Source organism: Maribacter polysiphoniae, from assembly GCF_003148665.1.
Taxonomy (GTDB): Bacteria; Bacteroidota; Bacteroidia; order Flavobacteriales; family Flavobacteriaceae; genus Maribacter_A; species Maribacter_A polysiphoniae.
Map to the genome: position 1 here is coordinate 84,900 of NZ_QGGQ01000013.1, position 23,793 is coordinate 108,692.

28 protein-coding genes are annotated in these 23,793 nt (G+C 40.4%); 9 read left to right on the forward strand and 19 right to left on the reverse strand.

Features of this window, described 5'->3' with window-relative positions; translation table 11 throughout:
• Positions 1-14 precede the first annotated feature (14 nt).
• Genes LX92_RS19675 through LX92_RS19695 form a run of 5 tightly spaced genes read left to right on the forward strand, consistent with a single transcriptional unit; the run spans position 15 to position 3,496 of the window.
• The gene (locus LX92_RS19675) at positions 15-668 is read left to right on the forward strand and encodes a LysE family transporter (RefSeq protein WP_109654289.1); all 654 of its coding nucleotides are present in this window, start codon (positions 15-17) and stop codon (positions 666-668) included.
• Entirely contained in the window at positions 668-1,156 is a 489-nt protein-coding gene (locus LX92_RS19680) for a hypothetical protein (protein ID WP_109654291.1), read from the forward strand. Before LX92_RS19675 ends, LX92_RS19680 begins: the two co-directional genes overlap by 1 nt.
• The gene (locus LX92_RS19685) at positions 1,144-1,860 is read left to right on the forward strand and encodes an NRDE family protein (RefSeq protein WP_109654293.1); all 717 of its coding nucleotides are present in this window, start codon (positions 1,144-1,146) and stop codon (positions 1,858-1,860) included. The genes LX92_RS19680 and LX92_RS19685 overlap by 13 nt, the downstream gene beginning before the upstream one ends.
• A 9-nt stretch (positions 1,861-1,869) precedes the next feature.
• The gene (locus tag LX92_RS19690) at positions 1,870-2,913 is read left to right on the forward strand and encodes an ATP-grasp domain-containing protein (protein ID WP_109654295.1); all 1,044 of its coding nucleotides are present in this window, start codon (positions 1,870-1,872) and stop codon (positions 2,911-2,913) included.
• A gap of 1 nt (position 2,914) precedes the next feature.
• On the forward strand, positions 2,915-3,496 hold the full coding sequence (locus LX92_RS19695; protein WP_109654297.1) for a hypothetical protein: 582 nt from the start codon (positions 2,915-2,917) through the stop codon (positions 3,494-3,496).
• Positions 3,497-3,575: 79 nt separating this feature from the next.
• Here the strand turns inward: LX92_RS19695 and mnmE are convergent, their stop codons facing one another.
• On the reverse strand, positions 3,576-4,988 hold the full coding sequence (gene mnmE / locus LX92_RS19700) for a tRNA uridine-5-carboxymethylaminomethyl(34) synthesis GTPase MnmE (protein WP_109654456.1): 1,413 nt from the start codon (positions 4,986-4,988) through the stop codon (positions 3,576-3,578).
• Positions 4,989-5,121: 133 nt separating this feature from the next.
• Here mnmE and LX92_RS19705 point away from each other — a divergent pair, with 133 nt between their 5' ends.
• Positions 5,122-5,538 carry a hypothetical protein gene (locus LX92_RS19705; RefSeq protein ID WP_109654299.1) on the forward strand — a complete coding sequence of 139 codons (417 nt, stop codon included), beginning with the start codon at positions 5,122-5,124 and terminating at the stop codon, positions 5,536-5,538.
• A gap of 74 nt (positions 5,539-5,612) precedes the next feature.
• Complete coding sequence (locus LX92_RS19710) at positions 5,613-5,978, forward strand: DUF4870 domain-containing protein (RefSeq protein ID WP_109654301.1); 366 nt, start codon at positions 5,613-5,615, stop codon at positions 5,976-5,978.
• 69 nt (positions 5,979-6,047) lie between these two features.
• Here LX92_RS19710 and dnaN read toward each other — a convergent pair whose 3' ends face one another.
• From dnaN to LX92_RS19725, 3 genes are all read right to left on the reverse strand, one after another.
• Entirely contained in the window at positions 6,048-7,166 is a 1,119-nt protein-coding gene (gene dnaN / locus LX92_RS19715) for a DNA polymerase III subunit beta (protein WP_109654303.1), read from the reverse strand.
• A gap of 371 nt (positions 7,167-7,537) precedes the next feature.
• Positions 7,538-7,825, reverse strand: a complete 288-nt coding sequence (locus LX92_RS19720) for a putative quinol monooxygenase (protein ID WP_109654305.1) — start codon at positions 7,823-7,825, stop codon at positions 7,538-7,540.
• Positions 7,826-8,656, reverse strand: a complete 831-nt coding sequence (locus tag LX92_RS19725; RefSeq protein WP_109654307.1) for an SAM hydrolase/SAM-dependent halogenase family protein — start codon at positions 8,654-8,656, stop codon at positions 7,826-7,828.
• Between the two features lie 128 nt (positions 8,657-8,784).
• On the opposite strand from LX92_RS19725, the gene LX92_RS19730 reads away from it, so the two are divergent.
• Entirely contained in the window at positions 8,785-9,738 is a 954-nt protein-coding gene (locus LX92_RS19730) for a PhoH family protein (protein ID WP_109654309.1), read from the forward strand.
• A gap of 9 nt (positions 9,739-9,747) precedes the next feature.
• Positions 9,748-10,701, forward strand: coding sequence for a phosphoribosylaminoimidazolesuccinocarboxamide synthase (locus tag LX92_RS19735; RefSeq protein WP_109654311.1), 954 nt, complete (start codon positions 9,748-9,750; stop codon positions 10,699-10,701).
• Positions 10,702-10,916: 215 nt separating this feature from the next.
• On the opposite strand, the gene corA is transcribed toward LX92_RS19735, so the two are convergent.
• From corA to LX92_RS19815, 15 genes are all read right to left on the reverse strand, one after another.
• A complete protein-coding gene (gene corA, locus LX92_RS19740) occupies positions 10,917-11,849 on the reverse strand; it encodes a magnesium/cobalt transporter CorA (RefSeq protein WP_109654313.1) in 933 nt (310 codons plus the stop codon).
• Between the two features lie 320 nt (positions 11,850-12,169).
• Positions 12,170-12,814 (reverse strand): class I SAM-dependent methyltransferase, encoded by a 645-nt coding sequence (locus LX92_RS19745; protein ID WP_109654315.1) that lies wholly within the window; start codon positions 12,812-12,814, stop codon positions 12,170-12,172.
• 20 nt (positions 12,815-12,834) lie between these two features.
• Positions 12,835-13,476, reverse strand: a complete 642-nt coding sequence (locus tag LX92_RS19750; RefSeq protein ID WP_109654317.1) for a hypothetical protein — start codon at positions 13,474-13,476, stop codon at positions 12,835-12,837.
• A gap of 156 nt (positions 13,477-13,632) precedes the next feature.
• On the reverse strand, positions 13,633-14,343 hold the full coding sequence (locus LX92_RS19755) for an aromatic aminobenezylarsenical efflux permease ArsG family transporter (protein WP_109654319.1): 711 nt from the start codon (positions 14,341-14,343) through the stop codon (positions 13,633-13,635).
• Positions 14,344-14,781 (reverse strand): nitrophenyl compound nitroreductase subunit ArsF family protein, encoded by a 438-nt coding sequence (locus LX92_RS19760; protein WP_109654321.1) that lies wholly within the window; start codon positions 14,779-14,781, stop codon positions 14,344-14,346.
• Positions 14,782-14,799: 18 nt separating this feature from the next.
• A complete protein-coding gene (locus tag LX92_RS19765; RefSeq protein ID WP_109654323.1) occupies positions 14,800-15,777 on the reverse strand; it encodes a permease in 978 nt (325 codons plus the stop codon).
• Positions 15,770-16,177, reverse strand: a complete 408-nt coding sequence (locus tag LX92_RS19770) for an OsmC family protein (protein ID WP_109654325.1) — start codon at positions 16,175-16,177, stop codon at positions 15,770-15,772. The genes LX92_RS19765 and LX92_RS19770 overlap by 8 nt, the downstream gene beginning before the upstream one ends.
• 14 nt (positions 16,178-16,191) lie before the next feature.
• Positions 16,192-16,428, reverse strand: coding sequence for a thioredoxin family protein (locus tag LX92_RS19775; protein ID WP_109654328.1), 237 nt, complete (start codon positions 16,426-16,428; stop codon positions 16,192-16,194).
• Positions 16,429-16,479: 51 nt separating this feature from the next.
• Positions 16,480-16,785 carry an ArsR/SmtB family transcription factor gene (locus LX92_RS19780; RefSeq protein WP_109654330.1) on the reverse strand — a complete coding sequence of 102 codons (306 nt, stop codon included), beginning with the start codon at positions 16,783-16,785 and terminating at the stop codon, positions 16,480-16,482.
• Between the two features lie 68 nt (positions 16,786-16,853).
• The gene (locus LX92_RS19785) at positions 16,854-17,669 is read right to left on the reverse strand and encodes an alpha/beta hydrolase (protein WP_109654332.1); all 816 of its coding nucleotides are present in this window, start codon (positions 17,667-17,669) and stop codon (positions 16,854-16,856) included.
• A gap of 78 nt (positions 17,670-17,747) precedes the next feature.
• Positions 17,748-19,337, reverse strand: a complete 1,590-nt coding sequence (locus LX92_RS19790; protein WP_109654458.1) for a glycoside hydrolase family 43 protein — start codon at positions 19,335-19,337, stop codon at positions 17,748-17,750.
• A gap of 22 nt (positions 19,338-19,359) precedes the next feature.
• Positions 19,360-19,950 (reverse strand): hypothetical protein, encoded by a 591-nt coding sequence (locus LX92_RS19795; RefSeq protein ID WP_109654334.1) that lies wholly within the window; start codon positions 19,948-19,950, stop codon positions 19,360-19,362.
• A gap of 606 nt (positions 19,951-20,556) precedes the next feature.
• On the reverse strand, positions 20,557-20,718 hold the full coding sequence (locus LX92_RS22995) for a RidA family protein (protein ID WP_317047079.1): 162 nt from the start codon (positions 20,716-20,718) through the stop codon (positions 20,557-20,559).
• 168 nt (positions 20,719-20,886) lie between these two features.
• Positions 20,887-22,191: a cytidylate kinase family protein gene (locus tag LX92_RS19810; RefSeq protein WP_109654336.1), complete on the reverse strand. Its 1,305-nt coding sequence runs from the start codon at positions 22,189-22,191 to the stop codon at positions 20,887-20,889.
• Between the two features lie 169 nt (positions 22,192-22,360).
• The gene (locus LX92_RS19815) at positions 22,361-23,683 is read right to left on the reverse strand and encodes a Kelch repeat-containing protein (protein WP_109654338.1); all 1,323 of its coding nucleotides are present in this window, start codon (positions 23,681-23,683) and stop codon (positions 22,361-22,363) included.
• Between the last annotated feature and the right edge of the window lie 110 nt (positions 23,684-23,793).

Here is a 23,793-nt window from a genome sequence, read left to right on the forward strand (position 1 = left end):
AGAATAACAATGGCATGGGCAGACTACTAAGAATATTCCTGATTGGTTTAGTGATTAGTTTTTTGGGATCACTTCCCTTTGGCACCTTAAATATGACAGCGTTTCATATTGCAGGGTTTCAAAATGTAAGTGAAGCTATACTGTTTGCCCTTGCCGTTGTCTTTGTTGAGTTGGTTGTGGTTAGAATAACATTGACCTATTCAAAGAAAATTGATTTGGGAAACAAGGTGTTCTTTTATCTTTTACCAATTGCAATTGCATTACTCATGTATTTGTCAGTTTCAAGTTTTACTTCTTTGAACGATGATCAGGTCATTCAGGCCGAGAGTAATTTATTTCCAATGTTAAGGTCCTCAATTTTATTAGGACTTTTATTGAGTATCCTAAATCCAATGCATATTCCATTCTGGACAGCATGGAACAGTGTTCTGATAGCAAGGAATAGGCTCGACCATAAACCAGGTATGTATACTTCATACATTACTGGAATCGGTATGGGTTCGATTGGAGGACTTATGATATTCGTTTTCGCCGGCAAGTACATATTTCAAAACTATCATGAATACAGCTATTTTATTGCATTTATGATGGGATGCCTTTATCTGGGATTTGCATTTTATCTACTATTCCAACTCTATAAAAATCATTTAAAACTAATCATTCAATAATGATGTTCAAGTCTTCAATCCAAACAATAGAACAATTCAAGGAAGTACTTCTGAAACTTCCTGGAGATTGTTATACAAGGCCATGTTTAAACCTTGGAGGTGCAACAATAGGCCAACATTCAAGGCATATTATAGAATTATATCAATGTCTGTTAGATGGATACACACCGGCAGTAGTCAGTTATGACAAACGAAAAAGGGACAAACGCATTGAGCAAGACGTGCATTTTGCAGTTGACAGGCTTCAACGGATACAAAATACTCTTGAGCAACCTAAAAGAAAACTACTGATATATCTTGAATTAAATGGTGCCGAGGAAAAAATACAATCGAATTACTTCCGGGAAGTACTGTACAATTTGGAACACACCATACACCATCAGGCTTTGATTAAAGTGGCGATCAACCAATTTTCCGATATTCAATTGCCAGAGTCATTTGGTGTGGCGCCATCAACCATGCAATACAGAAGCGAATGTGTACAGTAAGCTACATATCGAGTGATACCGGTTGTATCATTACGTCAAATCGTGATGAACACACTTCGAGACCTATTGCTTTTCGCCCTCAAGAAGAAATCATAAACAATTATAGGATTATCTACCCGAAAGACCCAAAAGCAGGGGGTACTTGGTTTGCCATAAGAGAAGATGGCGTGGCGGTTGTCTTACTGAATGGTGCATTTCAAAAACATACCCCTTTTGGGAAATATAGAATGAGTAGGGGCCTGGTATTGTTAGAAATAATCAGTAGCGACCAACCAGATGTTTATTTTTTTAATATGGATCTGTTACGAATAGAACCGTTTACCCTTATTCTATTTGATGGAACACGCCTTTTGGAAATGCGATGGGACGGAAAGTCAAAACACTGGAAGAACTTGGATATAAATGAAAATTATATTTGGTCTTCAGTCACACTTTACGGCGAAAAGGCCACTCGGGAACGTGAACATTTGTTCAACGCGTTTCTAAGGGAAAAAAAGTGGATCAATGAAAATAGTATCGTTGATTTCCACATGGGCCATGACAACGATTTTGAGAACGGTTTTGTAATCGATCGCAGTGATGGTCTAAAAACGGTCAGCATTACACAAGCGGTGTTCAATGAGGAAGAGTTGGGCTTATCCCATATCGATTTACTCAATGATGCTGAGAAAACCACAACAAGTTGTATAAAATTATATGTTTAAGCAATGATAATGGAAAACTTGAAATTACGATTCTATAAATTGATGCATTGGGAGTATTGGTCGCTAGAGGCTATCTATTATCCCATTTTTCCTGTATGGCTGTATTACGCGATCAAGGCGCGTTCGTTTTTCTTTTTCAGTGCTGCCAATCCATCCATTAAGAATGGGGGCATGGCCATGGAATCCAAAAAAGAGATTTATGATTTGATTCCATCGGAATATATTCCAAAAACCATCCTGATAGAACGGAATGCTTCAGTAAATGAAATTTTAGAGACCATGCTGCTCGAAAATCTACGTTTTCCATTGATTGTAAAGCCAGATATCGGGATGAAGGCCTTCGGCGTAGAAAAAATAAAAGACAAAAACGGGCTCCAATCCTATATACAAAGAAACTCAGACGATTTTTTGGTTCAAGAATTTATAGGTTTCCCAAATGAAGTTGGAATATTTTATGTGCGCTATCCAAATGAAAATAAGGGTAGAATAACGGGTATCGTATCCAAAGAGTTTTTATCAGTAACAGGCAATGGTAAAGATTCCATACTGCAATTGATAAAACAAAATCCAAGGAGTCATTTGCAACTGGCAGCCTTGAAAAAAATGTATGGCCTCCAATTGAATAAAACACTACCTAAAAATGAAAAATTTATTCTTGTGCCATACGGCAGTCACACCAGAGGAGCAAAATTCATTGATGCCTCTGATAAAGCAAATGAAAACCTATTGTATATCATAGACTCAATCTGTACCCAGATTCCAGGATTTTATTATGGTAGATTGGATATTCTTCATTCCTCATTGGATGAATTGTCAAAGGGTGAAAACTTCAGTATTATTGAAATAAATGGAGCCGGTAGCGAGCCTACACACATATATGATCCCAAACATTCATTGTTTCATGCTTGGCACGAAATCATTCGGCATTGGAAAATGCTTTACGAGGTCAGTAAGATAAACAAGAAGAAAGGGCACTTTTATTTAAGTTATAGAGACGGAACAGCCATGCTCAGGGCCAATGGTAAACTAGAAGCACGATTAAAAATGATGTAATATGAAAATAGCACCAATTACTATAATTATCATAGGATTTCTCCTTTGCACCCCCGTTTCCAATGCGCAGAATCTGGCAAACGGCAACCCCGTTAAAAGCACAGATCTAGGCATATCAGTCCAATTATATCCTGCTGGTGTAATACCTACCATTAATTTGGAACGTTACATTTCAGAAAATTCTTCCTTATTATTTCGCTTGGGTGGAAATTTTACCGACCGTCAAGATTTCAGCAATGAAAACGATCATGAAGAAGGTTCGGGTTTTGGGGGGTCTTTTGGGTATCGCCGCCATTTTCCATTTTCCAAAGGAAAAATGGTGGCGGGCCTGCATTTAGATGCTTGGAACCTGTGGATAGATTGGGAAGACTCCAATACAATTCCCATATCCGGGACAACCTATATCCTCGTGCTACAACCATGGTTGGAAACCGGGTATTTCTTTCCTATTAAAAATTCTTCCTCTCAAATTGGCATTACCGCCGGTTTTGGAAGAGAAGTAAATGCCATTACAAGTGGCGAAGAGGTTGCCCAGGATTGGATAGCCAGTTTGTTGCTACACTATCAATTTTCACTAAATTGATGATGTGGGAGATTTTATAAGAAAAGGAGTAGAGCCTATTTATTAATGTATCGGCAAATAAATATTTGAAATCAAATACTTATTTGCCGATACAAAAGTTCGCAAAGATATTACCCAAGAGGTCATCTGAGGTAATCTCACCGGTAATTTCCCCAAAATAATATAAGGCTTGACGAATATCAATGGCCAAAAGATCTCCGGATAATCCACCATCAAGGCCAAATTGCACTTTTTGTACTTCCTCCAAAGCCTTTAATAGGGCATCATAGTGGCGTGTATTGGTGACGATGGTCTCATTGTTACGTAGGGCACCGGTGTTTACAAAATGCAAAAGCTGGTTTTTTAGGGCATCGACTCCCTCTCCGGTTTTAGCCGAGATCATCTGAGAAGTGGTTCCATCAACATTGGTGAGCAGTTGCCCGAGGGACTCCCTTTCGGGGTTACTCAGTATATCGATTTTATTCACCAAGATCACTAACGGTTTTTCCGGATGCTTTGTGGCTATTTTACCGACTTCGGTCTGTAAACTTTTAAGGTCGATTGCCGACTTTTTGAATTCCTCGGCACTATGAAGGAACAGCACCACCTGTGCTTGGGTTATTTTTTCAAAGGTCTTTTGTATACCGATACTCTCAACGATATCCTGGGTCTCCCGAATACCTGCCGTATCAATGAACCGGAATCCGATGCCCCCAATATTCAATTCGTCCTCAATGGCATCCCTTGTGGTACCCGCAACGTCCGATACAATGGCACGTTCTTCATTCAGGAGGGCATTGAGCAAGGTCGACTTGCCCACATTGGGTTCCCCGACAATAGCCACGGGAATCCCATTTTTGATTACATTACCGACCGCAAAGGAATCTATCAATCGTTTCAGAACCTCCTGTATCCTAACCAATAGAGCCTTGAATTGGGAACGGTCAGCGAATTCAACATCCTCTTCGGAAAAATCCAATTCCAATTCGATCAAAGAGGCAAAATTCAACAGTTCATCCCGCAATAATTTTATTTCGTTACTGAAACCCCCGCGCATTTGTTGCATGGCTATTTGGTGGGATGCTTCGTTCTCACTCGAAATCAAATCGGCTACGGCTTCGGCCTGACTCAAATCCAGTTTGCCATTCAGGAAGGCACGAAGGGTGAATTCACCCGCATCGGCCATTCGGCATCCCTTACGAAGGAATAATTGAATGATCTGTTGTTGTATATATGGTGACCCATGACAGGATATCTCGATGATATTTTCCCCTGTATAGGAATGTGGACCTTTGAATAGGGATAGCAAGACCTCGTCCAAGGTTTTGTCCCCATCCATAATATGGCCCAAATGGATGGTATGACTTTTTTGTTGGGTCAGATCCTTGCCATGAATGGATGTAAAAACCCCATTGGCCAATGTAATGGCATCCTTGCCCGAAACACGAATAATGGAAATTGCGCCTGCACCCGAAGGTGTAGCCAGTGCAACAATAGTGTCTGATGGAGTCATGGAATGGAATTTTAACGCAAAAATAGACAAATCAGAATTATATCCGATAGGATTAACATAGTGTTGTGCCATGGATTTTGAATCAACAAATTTTATATATTCACCGAACCATTAACTATAAAAACAACTGGGAATGAAACAATGTATATTCACGTTATTATGTATCCTGACCTTACAGGTCTCCAATGCACAAACTGACCTCCAAAGCACCCCTGATATGATGAAGGAGGCTGAGGTGGAGCGCAAGGCCGTTATTAAAAAGGTGGAAAAGGAGAAGCGGAAAGCCGCCAAAATTGAGAAGGATCTAAAAAAGAAAGCCCAAAAAAAGAAACAGGCCGAAAGATTGGACCAGGACATTAAAGCAAAGGAAAAGGCTATTGCAAAAAACGAACGAAAAATAATAGCGATACAGGATAAACTGGGGAAAGGTACTTTAAAAGGAAAGTTATCCCCTGTGGATATTGAAAAGATGAAGGCCAAGATGGAGAAACTCAAAACAACAATAACAAAGGATAAAATAAAACTAGAAAAGCTCAATTCGAATAAATAACGGTTGGTTTGCCTGTAACAAAAGATTGGTTTTTGCGTCGTATAAGTAGTTATTCATCTTAAATCAATCAAAAAATGGAAATAATAAATCAAAACATCGCACTTCGTGAAGACAAACAACTTCTTGTCATTACCCATCTGACCCAATATTTGGATTATGTTACGGGATTTGGAGGGTTAATTGTTCCCTTGATCCTATGGCTTACCAATAGGGATGCCGTTCTGGGAATGAACGAGCATGGTAAGTCGATCATTAATCTACAATTGAGCCTTATCCTCTATGTGGTTATCGGAATACCGGGTATACTCCTTTTAGGAATGGGGATACTACTTTTGGTGTTTGCGGGAATCCTTTCCTTGGTAATGCCCATCGTAAATGCGGTGCGGGCCAGTAATGGCGAATCGCCCAGTTATTTTGGTACGATCCGTTTTATCGATTAATTAAAAATTTGCATTAAAGAAAAAGACCACCTATAACGGTGGTCTTTTTTATTTAGGTTGGTAGTATTTCTAGCTATTCAACATTACCGGCATCACGAGCATGGTAACGTGTTCACCTTCATCCAAACCATCAATTGGGGTTAGGATTCCGGCCCTGTTGGGTAAACTCATTTCCAAGGATACTTCATCAGAACCCAAATTATTGAGCATTTCGGTCAAGAATCTGGAGTTAAACCCAATTTGCATATCATCGCCTTGGTACGAACAGGTTAAACGTTCTTCCGCTTTATTGCTGTAATCAATATCCTCAGCTGAAATATTCAATTCCGCCCCGGCGATCTTCAATCGTATCTGGTGGGTGGTCTTGTTCGAGAATATGGAAACACGCCTAACGGAACTTAGGAATTGATTTCTGGCAATCGTCAGTTTGTTGGGGTTTTCCTTAGGGATTACCGCCTCGTAGTTAGGATATTTACCGTCGATCAATCGACAGATCAATTCGGTATTCTCAAAACTGAATTTGGCATTACTTTCGTTGTATTCTATGGTGACTTCCGATTCACTGCCCGCTAAGATTCCTTTTAAAAGGTTCAATGGTTTTTTGGGCATAATGAATTCCGCCACTTGTGAAGCGGTAACGTCCGCTCTTTGATATTTCACCAATTTATGGGCATCTGTGGCCACAAAGGTCAGGTTCTCTGGGGAAAATTGAAAGAACACCCCGCTCATTACGGGTCTTAAATCATCGTTTCCTGCAGCGAAAATGGTCTTGTTGATGGCTGTTGCCAATATATCACCCATAATAATAGTAGCGCTGGGGTTGGCCAATTCAACAGCTTTTGGGAATTCGGCACCATCGGCATATGCCAGTGCATATTTACCATGGTTACTGCTGATTTCAACCGTATTGTTATCCTCTACGACGAAGGTCAGTGGTTGCTCAGGAAAGGTCTTTAATGTCTCGAGCAATAACTTGGCCGGTACGGCAATCGTCCCTTCATTATCAGAATCGACTTCAAGTACCGTACTCATGGTAGTTTCGAGGTCAGATGCTGAAACCGTTAATTTGTTTTTCTCTAAATCAAATAGAAAATTGTCTAAGATGGGTAAGGTATTGCTGTTATTGATTACACCCCCTAGAACCTGTAATTGTTTAAGTAAATAAGTACTGGATACTATAAATTTCATTCGATGTTCTTTTTTTCTGAATTACTTTTTGTTCGTTTTATTTTTTACAGGCCATGCCCTTTAAAATGGATTGAACATGCTATACGCAATCAAACAAAGATATTTTAATTGTCCTTTCTAATGAAACAAACTTATTAACACTTACCATTATCCAAGTGGGCACTATTTTTTCTAAGTATAACGGGCTCTTACCTTATCATAAGCTTCGGTATTGCCCGTAAATACGGAATAGTCCCAATTTGAGTTCGCCTGTTGTCAAATCCTTACCCTATAAAAAAATCATCGAAACATTTATCCTATGTTTATAAGTTCGTTTGTCAAATAGCCCAATGGGCGTCATCAGCAAGGGGCATTTGGGTGCTTTTACAATCTTAAACCTTTTTATGTACACTCCAAGCTTCCGGTCTGTCACTGAACAATATTTTGGTCTTGCCCCAAATGCTTTTGAACACCTCTGAGTTTCTATATGCGTTTAAGTGGTCCTCACTTTGCCAATGGCTATAGGTAAAAAAGACATTGGGATGGGTGATGTCCTGTAATAATTCCAAGGACAAACATCCATCGAAATTCTTTATCAATGCATTTGAGGTTTTGAAAATCCCCTCAAATTCGGCAATATGGCCGGGTTCAAATGTCAATTTTACAATACGTATCAACATTTATGTAAAGTTAATGGTGATCGTATCCCGGTAATCGAGTCCTAATAGGGTAGAGGCCCCACCAACGGTGTTCAGGTTACTTTTATAAATGGCAAGTTCTATATATCCCGATGAATTGAAAAGGGCAAGTAAGTCCCCGGCTCCTTTTCGTTTGTTGCGTTCCAAATCGTAATTAACGATCTCGCTGTAATTATTCAGGATTTTAGTGATCAGGCTGGTTCGTGCATGCAATTCATAGGTGCGTCCTTTCCTATAGGCTTCGAACAAGCTTCGTTCTATGTTGGTCACAACATTGCCGTAATTATCGATATAGATTACACTGCCTACGATTTTTTTGCCATCATCGGCTATTCGCGGTGAAAAATCCCTGAGGTCCTTTAAATCCTCAAAGGCTTTGCCAACAACTTCCAATGTGCCCCCTCGAACGATATGGCAGGCCACCTTAACAAATACATCCATCACAGGAAAAGGGCCGTTCGTGGTATTGGGTAAATTGATTTCGATGACTTTTTCGGGCTTGATTTCCGAAATGATCAATCCGATAACCCCATTATTGGCGGTGATGAAATAATGTCCGTCAACAAAAACCACAATATGTTGGTTTTCCGGAGTGGCTTCAGAATCGACACCAACGATATGAATGGTGCCTTGGGGAAAGCTTTTATAGGAGTTCTTGAGAATGTATGCACATTCCTGAATGTTGAACGGACTAATGTTGTGTGAAATATCAACAATCCTAGCATCACTAAGTTCTTTGTATATAGCACCCTTCAAAGCGCCCACAAAGTGATCTTTAAGTCCGAAATCGGTTGTTAAGGTGATTATTGCCATGTAGCAATGTTGATATGTTTTTGATTCGTCAAACCTAAATTTTACTTAAGTTTGTTAAACAAAATTAAACAAAAAAACAGCCAAGTGAAATTATTATTTCAGGCATTAATTTAACACCCCACCATTTTTTGAACGAACTTATTCTAGAACTTATCGAGATTAGTCCAAGGGAGTTTTTTGGACAAGGAAACGAAAACATTGACATCATAAAAAAATATTTCCCAAAGCTCAAGATCGTGGCAAGGGGAAATAAGATAAAGGTCTACGGGGACGAGGAACTTTTGGAGGAATTCGATAAAAGGTTCGATATGCTTTCCCAACACTTTTTGAAATACAATAAATTGGACGAAAACAGCATCGAACGTGTATTGACCAGCAATGGCAAGGAGGACTATGAATCACCCGCCAATAGTGGGGAAGTATTGGTGCACGGTGTGAGTGGTCGGTTGATCAAGGCCCAGACCATGAACCAACGAAGATTGGTGGATGCCTCCTTTAAAAACGATATGGTATTTGCCATTGGACCAGCAGGTACCGGTAAGACGTATACAGGGGTGGCCTTAGCGGTAAAGGCACTTAAGGAAAGACAGGTAAAGCGGATTATTTTGACTCGGCCCGCTGTGGAGGCCGGTGAGAACCTTGGTTTTTTGCCAGGGGACCTTCAGGAAAAATTGGATCCCTATATGCAACCTTTATATGATGCCCTGAGGGATATGATACCGACTGAAAAGTTGGCACATTATATCGAGAATGGTACCATTCAGATAGCGCCAATGGCTTTTATGAGGGGACGGACTTTGGACAACGCCTTTGTGATTCTCGACGAGGCACAGAACACCACACATGCGCAAATGAAAATGTTCTTGACACGTATGGGGAAAAATGCCAAATTCCTCATTACGGGAGACCCTGGACAGATCGATTTGCCCAGAAGGGTCATTTCGGGTCTAAAGGAAGTCTTGTTGATCTTAGGGAATGTCGAAGGTATTGAAATGATTTATTTGGATGACAAGGATGTCATTCGTCATAAACTGGTCAAGAAAGTAATCGACGCATACAAAAATATAGAACATCAGAATTAAGTATATCAAATGGGCAAAACGATAACGAATACCGATTTTAGTTTTCCAGGGCAACAAAGTGTTTATAAGGGCAAAGTACGCGAGGTGTATCGTCTCGAGAATGATATAATGGTCATGGTCGCTACTGATCGACTATCTGCTTTTGATGTGGTGATGCCTAAGGGAATACCCTACAAAGGGCAGATTTTGAATCAAATCGCCACTAAGATGATGGCTGATACGGCAGATATAGTGCCCAATTGGTTATTGGCCACTCCAGACCCCAATGTGGCCGTAGGCCATGCCTGTGAGCCTTTTAAGGTCGAAATGGTTATACGTGGTTATCTTTCTGGCCATGCCGCACGAGAATATAAGGCTGGTAAGCGAATACTATGTGGAGTTCCCATGCCCGAGGGAATGAAAGAGAACGATAAATTCCCGGAACCCATAATCACTCCAGCGACCAAAGCCGAAATGGGCGACCATGATGAGGACATTTCAAGGGCCGATATCATCAAAAGGGGTATTGTTACCGAAGCGGATTATTCGGTATTGGAAAAATATACGAAAGCCCTGTTCCAACGGGGAACTGAAATCGCTGCCGACAGGGGCTTGATCTTGGTCGACACCAAATATGAATTTGGAAAGACCAAGGACGGTAAGATCGTTTTGATAGATGAAATCCATACGCCGGATTCCTCACGCTATTTTTATGCAGAGGGATACCAAGAACGTCAAGATAGGGGAGAGGCCCAAAAACAACTTTCGAAGGAGTTTGTACGCCAATGGTTGATTGGTAATGGTTTTCAAGGGTTGGAAGGTCAGACCTTACCTGAAATGACCGATGCATACATTGAAACGGTATCGGAACGTTATATTGAACTTTACGAGAATATCACAGGGGAGAAATTTCAAAAAGCCGATATTTCGAATATTCAGGAGCGTATTGAAAACAATGTGCTCAATTATTTGAAAACGCGTTGAAAGGGAACAACTAAGGAAGGGGGACATATTCGTTGTAAAACCAGATTGTTCGCTTTCTGAGGTAATAGATGTATTTTGTCCTATGTAATAGGTTTTTAATTAGGCCTGCACAAACCTTAATGTCCAAGACATTTTGGATCGATCCATTAATGGTTAATTGAAAATGACCGAAAACCACTGTAATTTATATATAGGAACCTAACAAGGGCTGGGCCTCAAAGCCATCTTTTACGTTTAAAGAACAAAAGCGTCAATATAGAGGAGAGTACCATGAGTCCTATAGCTAATGGGTAGCCCCAGGTCTTACCCAATTCCGGCATAAACTTAAAATTCATACCATACATACTGGCGATTAGGGTAGGGGGCATAAAAATCACCGTTACCACTGTAAAGATCTTAATGATCCGGTTTTGTTCCATATCCACCAACCCCAAAAACGTGTTTTGTAGAAACTCCAAACGTTCAAAGTTAAAACTGGTATGGTCTAACAAAGAACCGACATCCTTAATCATCACCCGGATATTCTCATAATCCTCTTGTGGGAAAAACTTGCTTTTGAGTATCGCAGACAAAATACGTTGCTTTTCAATAATGTTCTCACGTATTGAAATGGTGGATTCTTGAAAGGTGGTTATCTTCAAGAGGATTTCACGTTCTATGGTATTATCCTTGACCAATCCTCTACTTATCCCGGAAATCTGTTCCGTAATATTTTCGATCAAGTCGGCATCAAAATCGATCCGTGTATCGAGAATGGTCAAAAAGACATCGATTCCGGTTTTTGGTTTTACCGATTTGATTTTCTTGTACGTATCCTGGAATGTTTTGTATTCATGTTCCCGCTGGGTGATCAAAAAGTTTTCCCTAAGGATGAATGAGACCGGCTCATTGATGTGTTTGTTCTTTTCAGACCTTAAAAAGTTCAGGTTGATCCCTATTTCATTCTCCGTCTCAGTGTATTTTGAACTCGACTCGATTTCCTCACTTTCTTGTATGGTGAACAATTCTACCCCAAAATACTGTTCAATTTGTTTTTTTTCCTCCTTGGTAGGACTGATCAAATCGATCCAGATGATGTTTGGATTTAAGGATTCAAGTCCAGTCTCTACTTTGAACTGACCATTTTCTATGCTGATATGTGTGATCATTCCGTTCCGTGTTATCTATTGGTTCCTGTTTAAGCCGCATACCAATGGTCCTTTATGCGAAAGTGATCATTGAAAAATAGCATGACATTTATTTAAGCGTGGCCAAATTTATGAACTTAGTACCATAACAAACGTACAGAAGGCTTTTTATTTAATCGTGCGGTATTGAATGATTTTAGCTCTAAATAGTATTGTCGGTACTGTGATTTATTACTATTTCGTTTTTTTTGAGGATAAAATAATATCAGCTTGTTGTTAAATTAGTTTATGATTTGTCTTTTTGTTTTCTGATCAGGTACGTGTAATCAAGATGAATACAGTTATAAGGCTTTTCCTTTTTTGGCAATAATAATCGTATGGATTTCAGTGGTACCATCCGATTTGGGATATTCCTTTTCAATACTATGGATTACTGACAAAGAGTTTTTGTCCAGTTCGTTTATGATGACTTTTGGGTCATGATAATAAAAATAGGTTCTATCTCCTGTACTACCCGTAATATATCCCGATTTCTTGTAATCACCAGGGACAAAACTCATATATAAAACAGCTTCCGACTGCATGAGGTCATTACAATCGGAAATCAATTTTAGGCAATCGTTTTTTGACAAGTAGTTCATGGTAAATCCACAAATGATAGCATCAAAGGTGTTTTCTATCTCCTGTATATTACGGCAATCCATGATTCGAAAATCTACATCGGGATTGTTCTTTTTGGCGAGTTCGACCATATTGCTGGAGACGTCGATGGCAGTGACCATACAATTCGGGTTGTTCTTTTTTAAATGGCGTGTAATATTCCCTGGACCACATCCGATTTCCAGGATTGTGGCGTCGGTTGTGTGCCAAGAATCGGAAAAAATAGCATAAGTGTCATTGTATAAATCGAGGAGCATGAATTTATCCTCATATAACTGGGCGATCTTATTCCAGGTCTTAAAGGTTTCCTGATATGATTTTTCCATTTTTTTCGACGGATTTTCACCTAATCGATATTGTTCTCAAGGGTTATTTTTGGTGTGGGGTCGTTTTCACGTATTCTAAGCCTACATTTCTTTTCAATGTCAAAGACGTTTTTCACACCTGACAGATAAACGATATCCGGTACGAATTTATCAGAACCTTTATTGCGACTTTTCATTTTTCCTGTTCGTAGTTCCATTTCCAAGTCACCGTAGATCTGTTTGTTTTTTACTTGGATATTGCCCGAAAATTGTTCCCAATCCTTTACGGTTATTTTTCCATTTCTATATTTTATAAGCCGCGTTTCGGTGCCTGCGAAAAATCCCCCTTTTTGGAAAAGTAAAACCAAGGCCCAAAGGAACATCCCAATACCCACGGCAACGAACAAACCTATTATGAGGGCCGGTACCAATACGGGTTCCCAATTGTCAAGACTGCCCGTGGTCGGTACATCGTTGGTCGTGAAATGTACTTCCTGTCCGGATACCAAGGGTACAATAAAGGCAATGACAAAAATGCTTACAAAGACATTCCAGAACAAAGAGAAAAACAAGAGGGAGAAGGCCTTCTTTCTTGGGTAGTTTCTTCGGCATTTGACGATGAAATCGGGTTGTTCTGGATTTATGATGTTTTTTAGATCAACAGGGATACTGTTTATATTCATCTTTCGGCGCGTTATGGTAAATCGTTTGAATGTGATTTTAAACCGACAAACCCTTTGGGATTATCGGTTGACTTAACCAAGATAATAAAAGCGCTGGTATTTTTTAGTCCAAATACTGAAACCCTGTCGATATATAAATCCGCTACTTACGGATTATTACTTCAATAAACCGGTGAAGATGAGGACGTAATACAACCCTGTTAGTATAAATACGACCCCTGCCACTAATCGCATTGCCTTTTCTATTTTCGTAATTCTAGTGTAGAACACCCCTATTTTACCGGCCGTAAAGGCTAATAGATAGGTAAAAAGAATTACCGGAAGCCCTGTTGCCAAAGCAAATACGATGGGTAAATAAAGTCCGTCTGCCGAGGCTATGGTCATCGGAATCAGCATCCCGAAGAACAAGGCTCCACTATACGGGCAAAAAGCCAGGGCAAAAATCACTCCGATAAAAAAAGACCCCAATAAACCTTGATCCTTGAATTTGTCGGATAGTTTCTCTTGAAAATTCAACTTACCCAAAAAGTTGAGTTTGATCGCATTGAGCATGATCAGACCGATAATGATCAACAAGGGTCCTAGGTATTTCTCCCCATTTTGATTGAAAAAGCGGGCGATATGGAATTTGCTGGCCCCAAAGTATAAGACTAAACCGATCGCAGTATAACTAAATCCCCTGCCCAAGGAATACAACAGGCCACTTAAAAACACCTTGCGTTTGCTCGATATGTTTTTTGAAATAAAAGCAGTCGCGGTAATGTTGGTTGCCAATGGACAGGGACTAATGGCAGTCATTAGTCCCAGTATAAAAGCCGATAGAAGGGGGAAATTGTAATCCGCTAAGAGCGATTGCAGGTAGTCCATTTAAAGCCCCGTTAGTTCCGTATCGATCTTCGCTTTCAGTTCTTTGGAAAATTGCTCCTGATCAAGTCCATTCATAAAGGCGAAATCGGTTAGGTTTATTGGGGTTTCCTTTCCTTTTTTGATGACATTCAGGAATAGGGCAGTGCCCGCGGCCTCGAACTTTTCAGCGATTTTTCCATTTTCCTCTTGATCAACGTCGATAACCTGGAATGTGATTTTATCCTCTTTCAGTTCCTTTGCGAAATAAGTATTGAGTGTATATTGTGTGTTGGCCTCTATCGCCTTACAGGTCATACACCTATGTGTTGAATGGAAGTCCAGCACCTCTATTTTGGAAATGGCTGGGTCAATGGCATTGGTTTTGTTTTTTTCTTGACCGTTACAGGAGGTGAATACGGTGGTTAGGGCCAAGATTGCTAAAAATTTGATTGTTTTCATGTTAAACGTACATTTTGGTTATAGTATGAGGTTGAATAAATATCCTGAAATGATGATGCAAAGGGTTACTACCCCAAAAAAGATGGCGATCAATTTTAAGGTCATTACTTTTTTAAGGAGCATTGCCTCCGGTAAAGACAGTCCAACGACACCCATCATAAAGGCGATGGCGGTACCTAAGGGAATGCCTTTCGCGACTAAGACCTGTGCTACGGGGAGAATGCCCGAGGCGTTGGAATACATGGGTACGGCCAGAATGGTAGCCATGGGTACGGCAAAAAGATTGTCTTTGGCCATATACTGCTCAAAAAAACCTTCGGGTATATAACCGTGCATTAATCCGCCAATCGCAATCCCGATGATCACATAGGGTATTATGCCCTTAAGAATATTGGAGGCTTCCTTCCAAATAACAGGCAAGCGTTGTCTAAAGGATTGTTTTTCTGCTTGGAATATATCCTGGTCCCTTTGGGCATTGGCCAGCACCTCTAGGACCCATGGGGTCAAATAACGTTCCAATCGTAGTTTCTGTAAAATACTGCCGGCAATTGTGCCCAATAGAATGCCACTGATGACGTATATAATGGTCGTTTTGATACCAAACAGCCCTACAAACAAGCCAATTGCAACTTCATTGACCAAGGGGGAGGTTATTAAAAAGGCAAAGGTAACCCCCAAGGGAATGCCACCACTGACGAAGCCAATGAACAGGGGTACCGATGAGCAGGAACAAAAGGGGGTGACCACCCCGAAAAGACTTGCCATAAGGTATTCCAAGCCGTACAATTTATTTCGTGACAGATAGTTTTTAACCCGGTCTATTGGAAAGTAGCTATTGACGACTCCCATTAAAAAGATGATGGTCAAAAGTAGCAGCAAGATCTTTATGGTATCGTAAATAAAGAAATTCAAGGCTTCCGACAGGTGTTGTCCCTTTCCGAGGGCGAAGACTTCATAGACGAGCCAATCGGCGAAATGTTGTATCCAATCAAACATTTTCAATGGTTATAATGGTACCGCTAATAGCGCATGATAATTTTACGGTATTGTAAATAGTACCGAATTTCTCAATGTTCTTTTTGAGTAAATCCGTATTCAAATTTTTGTCACTACTATGGATTTTTAGGGTGTAGTTGATGCTATCCAACCTTGGGGGTTTGTCAAGACGAACCGCATTTACTTCCAGGTCGGCCTTTGTATAGGTGAATTTCAGCATTTCAGAAAAACGCTCTACATTTTTTAGCATGCAGGCGGCAAATGCCCCCAAGAACATTTCTGCAGGGTTGGGTAAAATCTCGGCTGTTTTGGGCGTAGTGCCAAAATCGATGTCGGATTGTTTTATGTGCAGAACAGCATCCTGATCTGAAATGGATGAGGCCTTGATTTGGTAGTTCATGGCGTGTGTTGTATTTAGCTGAGTAGTTTCAATACTTCATCTTTTGAGGGTATTCTACCTTTTACGGTGATAACATCATCTATAACCAAGGCAGGGGTGGACATCACGTTGAACTTCATGATTTCTACGATATCCTCAACTTTTTCTATGGATGCATCAATCTTGTTCGCTGTGACTACTTCTTGAACCACACCGGTCATTGATTGGCATTTTGGACAACCCGTTCCTAAGATTTTGATTACTTTACTCATGGTATTTGTTTTTGTTTATCGCCAATAGACGATTGGTTTATTAAAAAAATATCAATCGAAAAACTCCTGAAACAATGTTTTGGCCATCGTCCAGTTTTCGTGATTGATACAGTACTTTATTTTTGGTGGTTTCAACTCCCCTTGGATGAGTCCGGCATTTTTAAGTTCTTTTAAATGTTGGGATATCGTTGATTGTGCCAAAGGGAATACATCGACCAAATCGCCTGTAAAACAGCAGGATTGATTTTCAAGATGCTTTAAGATGGCAATGCGCGTAGGGTGCCCCAAGGCTTTGGCAAATTTCGCCAAGGCTTCGGTATCTTTCCCGTATACGATATGTCCTAAACTTCTTTTCATATTCTTTATCGCAAATGTACGATGGGTTTTGGAATGCAAATGTGACTTTTGTCATATTTGACAGATTTTTATTCCTTTTTTTTAAAAAGTTTTTCAAAGGCATCATAGACGGCCAAATGCAATACATCACCATGGTCCTGTTCCTCGAAATGGTTGAAGAACAGTTGTATATCATTCTTCTTTTCCAAGGTTAACTTATAGAATAGGGATTGGGCGAGTCTTTCCATCTGTGCACCTTCCTTACCTACACCGATATAAACGGACTTGTCTTTCAATGATTTATCCAAATCATATGTCAACAGTTTCTCATCATTCCACCAAAGACTCGGGCTGATTATGATATAATTATCGAACAATCCAGGTCTTTCAAAAAGGATTTCAGTGGCCAATAAGCCGCCTAGGGATTGCCCTATAAGGGTTTTTGTTTTGGTTGTCCTGTACTTTTCGTCAATGATACCCTGTAATTCCTCAGCGATAAATGCAATGAACTTGTCCGATTTACCCGAGGTCGGTAGTTCCTTTTGGTCGATCTCTACTTCGGAAGGGGAGGTGAAGTCCCTTTTTCTATCAACATTCGCAATACCCACTACGATGGATTCCGGGAGTATGTTTATCCAGGAAAAAGAACAGAATTGTACGATTCCTGCAATATGTATGAAGTCTTCATCCGCAGAGCCATCCAAGAGATAAATTACGGGATATGTCTTTTCGGTATCCCTTTCATAACCATGGGGTAGATAAATATTCACGGTCCTTTCCTCTTGTAGGATTTTGGAGTTTATCTCAAGGGTTTCCCCAATTGAAAATTGACTCTCACTGCTTATTTGCGCATGCCCAAGGGTCATCAATAATAACGTGAAAATGGAACATAGGAAGGTCTTCATATTTTTTATGTTTTGGAAATGGTTAGTTAAATGGGGCTGTCCTATCGCGATTTTACCCTATTTTTTGTTCAGTTATTATTAATTTAACAATTCACGGTATTCAAAATAATCGAAGTCAGCCGCTTTTCTTCTTCCCGATAGGTCTTGGCAGCATAAACCGACAAAAGCTCCAGTGAAGGAGGCATTCTTATCACCTTCCTGAAATTCGTCGGAAAGTGTACTACAATCCAAATCCGGTCCAATGGAAATCCAGTTGGTCCCATCTTGGGAGTATTGGAAATTCAATTTGTCATAACGGACCTTGATCCGTAAATAACATTCTTTTTGGTTGTCCAAGGCTATTTTATTCCAAAGGGGGAAATGCGTATTACCTTTCACACTACTCATAATATCGATACATTTTCCCATTTCTTCATCATGGGTCACATACAGATAATAGAAGTTTTCGTTATCATAGAAAGCTGTAATTCCCGCCATCTGTTGAAAGGTTTCTGGATGGAAATCGAGACAGGTTTCGGCCGTATAGAAAAAGGATTGCTGTCGTCTTGCCACCAAGGCTTGTGTATGGTGCGAGTTTAGGGATTCCCTTCCCTTCAGCCTTAAAAAGCCTGGGCGCTCGGATAACGAATAGCTATCGGCATCGAGTTTTACCCTTAAAAATTGGAAATTGATATCCAACGTTTCAGTAATAAAATCATCCCGTTGTGGGAGAGCATCCCATTTGCATTCAGGAAGTTTTGGGGCCATGACCTTCAGTTGGGGTTCGTTACCACCACATTCCAATCGTAACCAGCCTTCCGGGGTCCACGTCATTTTTTGCAGGGCGGTCTCCCTACCCATTATACATCGCCCCCTCGAGGGCAAGTACCTGCCACAAAGATGTGCCAAGTACCATTCCCCTGTCTGTGTCTCGACCAATGAAGCATGTCCGGCCCTTTGCAATTCCAAAGTCGGGTTGTTGTACGATGTTAAGATCGGATTTTCGGGATCCGTCCCATAAGGGCCTTCAAGTTGTTTTGAACGAGCCATGGTCACAGCGTGTTTGTATACTGTGCCACCCTCGGCGGTCATTAGATAATAATAATTGTTACGCTTATAAATATGGGAACCTTCAACCAGTCCTATATCGGTACCCTTATAGATGTTCGTTATAGGGCCTACAAGTTTTTCTTCCTCGGGTGAATACTCTTGCAATACGATTCCACTAAAAGGATTTTTGCCTTTTCGGTGGTCCCAAAGTACATTCGTCAACCATTTTCTTCCATCGGAGTCATGGAACAAGGAAGGATCGAAACCCGAACTGTTCAGATAAATGGGGTCGGACCATTCACCCATGATATCATCGGTGGTAACCAAGTAGTTATGTACGTCCTTGAACGGACTTTTGAATGTTTTGACATCGGAATAAATCAAATAAAAAGTACCGTTATCATAGGATAGACAGGGAGCCCAAACCCCACAGGAATTCGGTGTTCCGGCCATATTCAGTTGTGAGGTACGATTGAGTGGCCGCGTCAGCAACCTCCAATGGACAAGGTCTTTGGAATGATGGATCTGAACTCCAGGGAACCATTCAAACGTTGATGTTGCAATATAGTAATCATCCGCTACCCTCAGGATTGATGGGTCTGGATTAAAACCGGGAAGGATTGGATTCTCTATCTCCATGGACTGCATTTATAGGGATACGCTACTTTCTTTCTTTTTTGGGCGGTTTACATTCCTTGCAATAATCGGAAAGCAAAAGGATTTCTTTTTTGACCGCATCATGTTCTTTCTTTAAAAGTGCCCCATTATTGCCAAAGTCCGTGGCACTATATATTTTGGCACTGGCTGTATTGCGTTCCGCGATCATTTTATCAAAATAAGGTTGAAAAAAAGTTACGTCGGAAAAGGTCTTTTTATTCTCGAAGAGTTCTTTTCGGATCTTTCTGGTATATAATTCGGAAAGGTCAAAATCGAATTGTACCAGTTTGATGAGTTGGTTGGCCTTTACGCTGTCGGGAGCCATAAGTGTAGCGGCTTCTTTTTGAAAGGTACATGCCAATTTGGAGTTGAAATTCTTGGTCAGCATGAATACAAAATTGTTCATTTGTACCGCAAATTCAATGTTGATGCCCGATTGAACATAAACCGAGGTCACACTTTTGTCGATTTTCGTTTGCGATGCCCTAAAGTCATTGATGGTGATCTGGTAATCGGGGTCCCATTCAATTTTAGGTTCCTGACCTATTGCGGAATACCCCAGTACTACGAGAAGAAGAAATATTTTATAATCCATAGGTTTTGTTTGATGCCAAATCGTGAAAGGAACGTTCCACGCCCATATCGATGGATTGAATTTCGGAAAAAATATCCAGTTAATCCCAATCCTCTTTGGTAATGTAAATATATTTTAATTTTCGGCTCGTCCGGTACTGATTACGACAGTATCATATCAATTTAATAACGAATTTTGCCATTCAACCATAGATGGTTCAAGTTCGTATCCCAATGGTCCTTTGGATTTTATCACACCCCACATGGCGGAAACGGTTCTTATTATGTGCTGTGTGGAGTTCGATTGAACTTTGCAGGGATACATTAACTTTCCCTCATGAGGGGATTTGGGTGTTTTTTGTAATGGAGTTGCTAAGAAATCACCCAAGGCCATTACTCTGCGTACGTACTGTTTGTTGGGTTTATGAACCGCCAATTCTTTTACGCCAAGATTGGAACCTGTTGGAAATTGTTTCGTATAAATCGTATTTCGGTAGGCTCCGTTTTCAATGAACAATGCCATATTGATAGTAAAGATATTTTCCGAAATCACGTCATCGCAGATACAGCCATAATGTTTTAATATTTTTCTATATCGGCGTAACAATTATATATTTGTTGTCCCAGGTCACTTACTGCAATGGGAATTTGCTTTATCATCCATACTTACGGCCCCGGAAATCTTTATATCATTTCCGATTTTTAAGGCGTGGGAGTACCCATAGGCTTTTTCAATTTCTTTTACGACTTCTTTTTCCTTTTGTCCGCAACTTTGAAGGGCAAAAGTCAATAGGAAAAGAATAAGGATTGAGGTCAGTGGGCTAGAGTAATGTGATGGTTTTTTTCTTTTTATAATTTCGACCGTACCAAAGTAAAATTCCTGTTACCGGAAGACTTGCTGTTAATAGGCTAACCAAGAAAGCGATTATTTTTCCGACAATTCCGCCAATTGCATCCATCAAGCAATGGACTTTCGATTACTGTTTTTAATTGAATTGGTAATGATCTTGACTACATTATCGGGGTCGAACCTGGAGCTATCGATCGTCAAATCATAATTCGTTGCATTATTCCAATTTTCACCGGTATAGTGCAAACAATAGTTGGCCCGTTCTTTATCTATTTTCTTTAACGCGCTATCCGAAATCCCCGATTTTACATTATACTCGGTAGAAATTTTCCTTTTGCGGTAGTTTTTATTGGCGTGTATGAATATGTTAAAGCAATTAGGATTGTCTTTTAGGATGAAGTTGGCACAACGCCCGACAATAACACAGGGTTCTTTAGCACAAATATTCCGTATTATTTTACTTTGGACTAAAAACAGGACATCAAGGGGTGGTTGTTTTTCATATACATAAGCATAGTTTTGTTCGTAAAGCTCAGAAAAGAGGGAAGGGGCTAATTTTTGCTCATGTTGTTGGATATACTCCGACGTAAATCCACTTTGTTCAGTGGTTAGTGCAATGAGTTCCTTATCATAGAAGGCAAGGCCCAATTTTTTAGCGAGTCGCATTCCGATTTCATGTCCGCCACTACCGTACTCCCTGGAAATGGTAATGACCAGATTAGTGTTCGAACCACTTACCGAGATACCCGAATCCAGTTTGTGGTCTTCACTTGGTTCAAGCCATGAATCAAGTACATGTATTTTTTGATGAAGGGATTTGGCTATAAAACCAACCAATATAGCGGCCACAATAGTACCTTCCCTAATGCCTTGTAGTTCATGCAGTAATACAAAGGAACTTATCAATCCGACAATAACCATGGAGCTGTCAATACCGATTTTCGCCTTCCCAAATTCCTTCTTAAACGTATCGGCAATGGCCATGGCCAATCCTTCACCAGGTAAATAAGTGAGCTTTGCCTTTACTTCCAAAAAAACACCAGAGGCCAATACCACACACCCCATGAGACACCATAATGCCTTCCAATAGTAATTGGAGACATTTAAATCTGAAACCAAATTCAAGGATATATCAATAAAAATCCCAAAAGCAAAGACCACGGGAAGTTGTACTAATTGCAATAAGCGATAATTTCTACGGAGTATAGCTATTTGGATCAGGATCAGGAAGATATTGAAGAATATGGTCAACGTTCCTAAGGTAAAAGGCAGTTTGAAGCTATATACATAAGGGATGCAGGATATTGGGGAAACCCCTAAATCAGCTTTGACCGATAAGGCCACACCTAGGGCCATAACAAAAAGTCCAAGACAAAAGGTGATGATTTTTAATGGAAGATTACTTTTTCCCATAAGACATGCCAAGGAGTTTCCCTTGGATAAAATTCAGATTGCAAAGGTAGAAAACCAGTAGGAGACAACTTTATATTGGAGGGGGTTTTTTGGGAAAAACATAGACATTTCCGGTCTTGAAATTAGCCGGAATCCACCTTCCTGCCAGCTGTTATTGTGCTTATTGTTTCTATCTTGGTTCCAACGCAATGGTTTTCTTAAGGTTGCCATTGTATACGATCTCAAGCCTTGCCTTTTCCTTGGAAGCGCTACCAAGGTGTTCGATCACAATATCGAACTGTCCATCGGTATCCACAAGGAAATAAGCTGATTTCGAATGGATTTTATAATCCCTTTTTGTTGCTCCGGATAAAGCAATTGAAGTGATGAAACTGCCCGTATTACCGTTTTTATTGTGAACGGTGATCGTTTTGGTGCTGCCAGGTTTGATCTTTACTTTTTTAGGTACGACCAATTCGGAAGCGATTAATTTTTGACCTGAGGGTTGGTCTTTATGATACACCTCCATATGGTGTTGGTTTCCTCCACCTCGGGTAGGGGAGCCGGCAGCAATATAGATACCTTCCCCTGATAAAATGGCCTGTGTGCCATGTCGTGGGTAGTGCATGGGGGCTTTATCGGTCCAACTTCCTGTATTGGGGTTATAGGCTTCCACAATGTTAAAGGCCGGACCCTTTTTTTCTCCTTCGCCGCCCATGACAAACAATTCATTATCATACACTATGATGCCCGGTGCGGCCCTGGGGGTAGGCAAATCGTTTTTTAACGTAGACCATTTGTTGGTTTTAAAGTCATAGATGTCAACGACACCAACCAAGGGGGAGAAAACACCTCCTTCTCCACCAGATTGCCTGCCACCGGCAGCATACAGAACATCATCGAGGACCGCTGCATGGAAATGATCCCTTTTCTGGGATGCATTTTCTAAAACGGTCCAACTATTGTCTTTAGGATCATAGGCATCGAACCAGTTTACATACCCTCCGTCATGGCCAATGGTATTACCCCCGACGATATAAAACACATCGTTGTAAACGACTAAACCGGCACCACCCCGTCGACGATCTTCAGGGATTTCAGGTCCCTTGATCCATTGATCGGTAGGGGGGTGGTACAGCCAAATGGCTTCTTCGGGTATTTCCCGGGGAAAGCTATTGGTCTTAAATGCACCAATGATCCATACAAACCCCTTATAAAAAGTGGCTTGGAAATGGTTGAATTCCTTGGGGGCCGAATTCACCGCCTTTTTCCAGGTATTATTTTTGAAATCGTACAATTCCAATGTTTGTGCGGATTCCCTTCCGCCTAGTAAAATAAAGGTATCTCCCGCTTGTACAAATGAACACTCATGACGTGCGGTATAATTTTCAGATTCATTTTTATCGATCCATTGGCCACCATTTGTTTCGGTAGTCTGGCTACAAAGAAAAAAAGGAGTTAAAAACAATACAAAGGGAAGGCGGAACTTTAAAGAAAAGTCGATTTTACACATGATTAAATCCTGTAAGCTTTATGACCCTCAAATTTAGTGATTATTGAATCGCCGTGAAATTTCTTGACCCATGAAAACAGCTTGATTCCAACAAACTTTCTAAGTAAATC

Coding starts and splice junctions, on each gene's coding strand:
- LX92_RS19735 (WP_109654311.1), top strand. CDS start 9,748: ATGGGCAAAACGATAACGAATACCGATTTTAGTTTTCCAGGGCAACAA.
- dnaN (WP_109654303.1), bottom strand. CDS start 7,166: ATGAAATTTATAGTATCCAGTACTTATTTACTTAAACAATTACAGGTT.
- LX92_RS19750 (WP_109654317.1), bottom strand. CDS start 13,476: ATGAATATAAACAGTATCCCTGTTGATCTAAAAAACATCATAAATCCA.
- LX92_RS19690 (WP_109654295.1), top strand. CDS start 1,870: ATGGAAAACTTGAAATTACGATTCTATAAATTGATGCATTGGGAGTAT.
- LX92_RS19815 (WP_109654338.1), bottom strand. CDS start 23,683: ATGTGTAAAATCGACTTTTCTTTAAAGTTCCGCCTTCCCTTTGTATTG.
- LX92_RS19760 (WP_109654321.1), bottom strand. CDS start 14,781: ATGAAAACAATCAAATTTTTAGCAATCTTGGCCCTAACCACCGTATTC.
- LX92_RS19780 (WP_109654330.1), bottom strand. CDS start 16,785: ATGAAAAGAAGTTTAGGACATATCGTATACGGGAAAGATACCGAAGCC.
- LX92_RS19765 (WP_109654323.1), bottom strand. CDS start 15,777: ATGTTTGATTGGATACAACATTTCGCCGATTGGCTCGTCTATGAAGTC.
- LX92_RS19755 (WP_109654319.1), bottom strand. CDS start 14,343: ATGGACTACCTGCAATCGCTCTTAGCGGATTACAATTTCCCCCTTCTA.
- LX92_RS19810 (WP_109654336.1), bottom strand. CDS start 22,191: ATGGGAAAAAGTAATCTTCCATTAAAAATCATCACCTTTTGTCTTGGA.
- corA (WP_109654313.1), bottom strand. CDS start 11,849: ATGATCACACATATCAGCATAGAAAATGGTCAGTTCAAAGTAGAGACT.
- LX92_RS19745 (WP_109654315.1), bottom strand. CDS start 12,814: ATGGAAAAATCATATCAGGAAACCTTTAAGACCTGGAATAAGATCGCC.
- LX92_RS19775 (WP_109654328.1), bottom strand. CDS start 16,428: ATGAGTAAAGTAATCAAAATCTTAGGAACGGGTTGTCCAAAATGCCAA.
- LX92_RS19720 (WP_109654305.1), bottom strand. CDS start 7,825: ATGTTGATACGTATTGTAAAATTGACATTTGAACCCGGCCATATTGCC.
- LX92_RS19680 (WP_109654291.1), top strand. CDS start 668: ATGATGTTCAAGTCTTCAATCCAAACAATAGAACAATTCAAGGAAGTA.
- mnmE (WP_109654456.1), bottom strand. CDS start 4,988: ATGACTCCATCAGACACTATTGTTGCACTGGCTACACCTTCGGGTGCA.
- LX92_RS19770 (WP_109654325.1), bottom strand. CDS start 16,177: ATGAACTACCAAATCAAGGCCTCATCCATTTCAGATCAGGATGCTGTT.
- LX92_RS19795 (WP_109654334.1), bottom strand. CDS start 19,950: ATGGATTATAAAATATTTCTTCTTCTCGTAGTACTGGGGTATTCCGCA.
- LX92_RS19785 (WP_109654332.1), bottom strand. CDS start 17,669: ATGAAGACCTTCCTATGTTCCATTTTCACGTTATTATTGATGACCCTT.
- LX92_RS19710 (WP_109654301.1), top strand. CDS start 5,613: ATGGAAATAATAAATCAAAACATCGCACTTCGTGAAGACAAACAACTT.
- LX92_RS19675 (WP_109654289.1), top strand. CDS start 15: ATGGGCAGACTACTAAGAATATTCCTGATTGGTTTAGTGATTAGTTTT.
- LX92_RS19695 (WP_109654297.1), top strand. CDS start 2,915: ATGAAAATAGCACCAATTACTATAATTATCATAGGATTTCTCCTTTGC.
- LX92_RS19705 (WP_109654299.1), top strand. CDS start 5,122: ATGAAACAATGTATATTCACGTTATTATGTATCCTGACCTTACAGGTC.
- LX92_RS19725 (WP_109654307.1), bottom strand. CDS start 8,656: ATGGCAATAATCACCTTAACAACCGATTTCGGACTTAAAGATCACTTT.
- LX92_RS19685 (WP_109654293.1), top strand. CDS start 1,144: ATGTGTACAGTAAGCTACATATCGAGTGATACCGGTTGTATCATTACG.
- LX92_RS19790 (WP_109654458.1), bottom strand. CDS start 19,337: ATGGAGATAGAGAATCCAATCCTTCCCGGTTTTAATCCAGACCCATCA.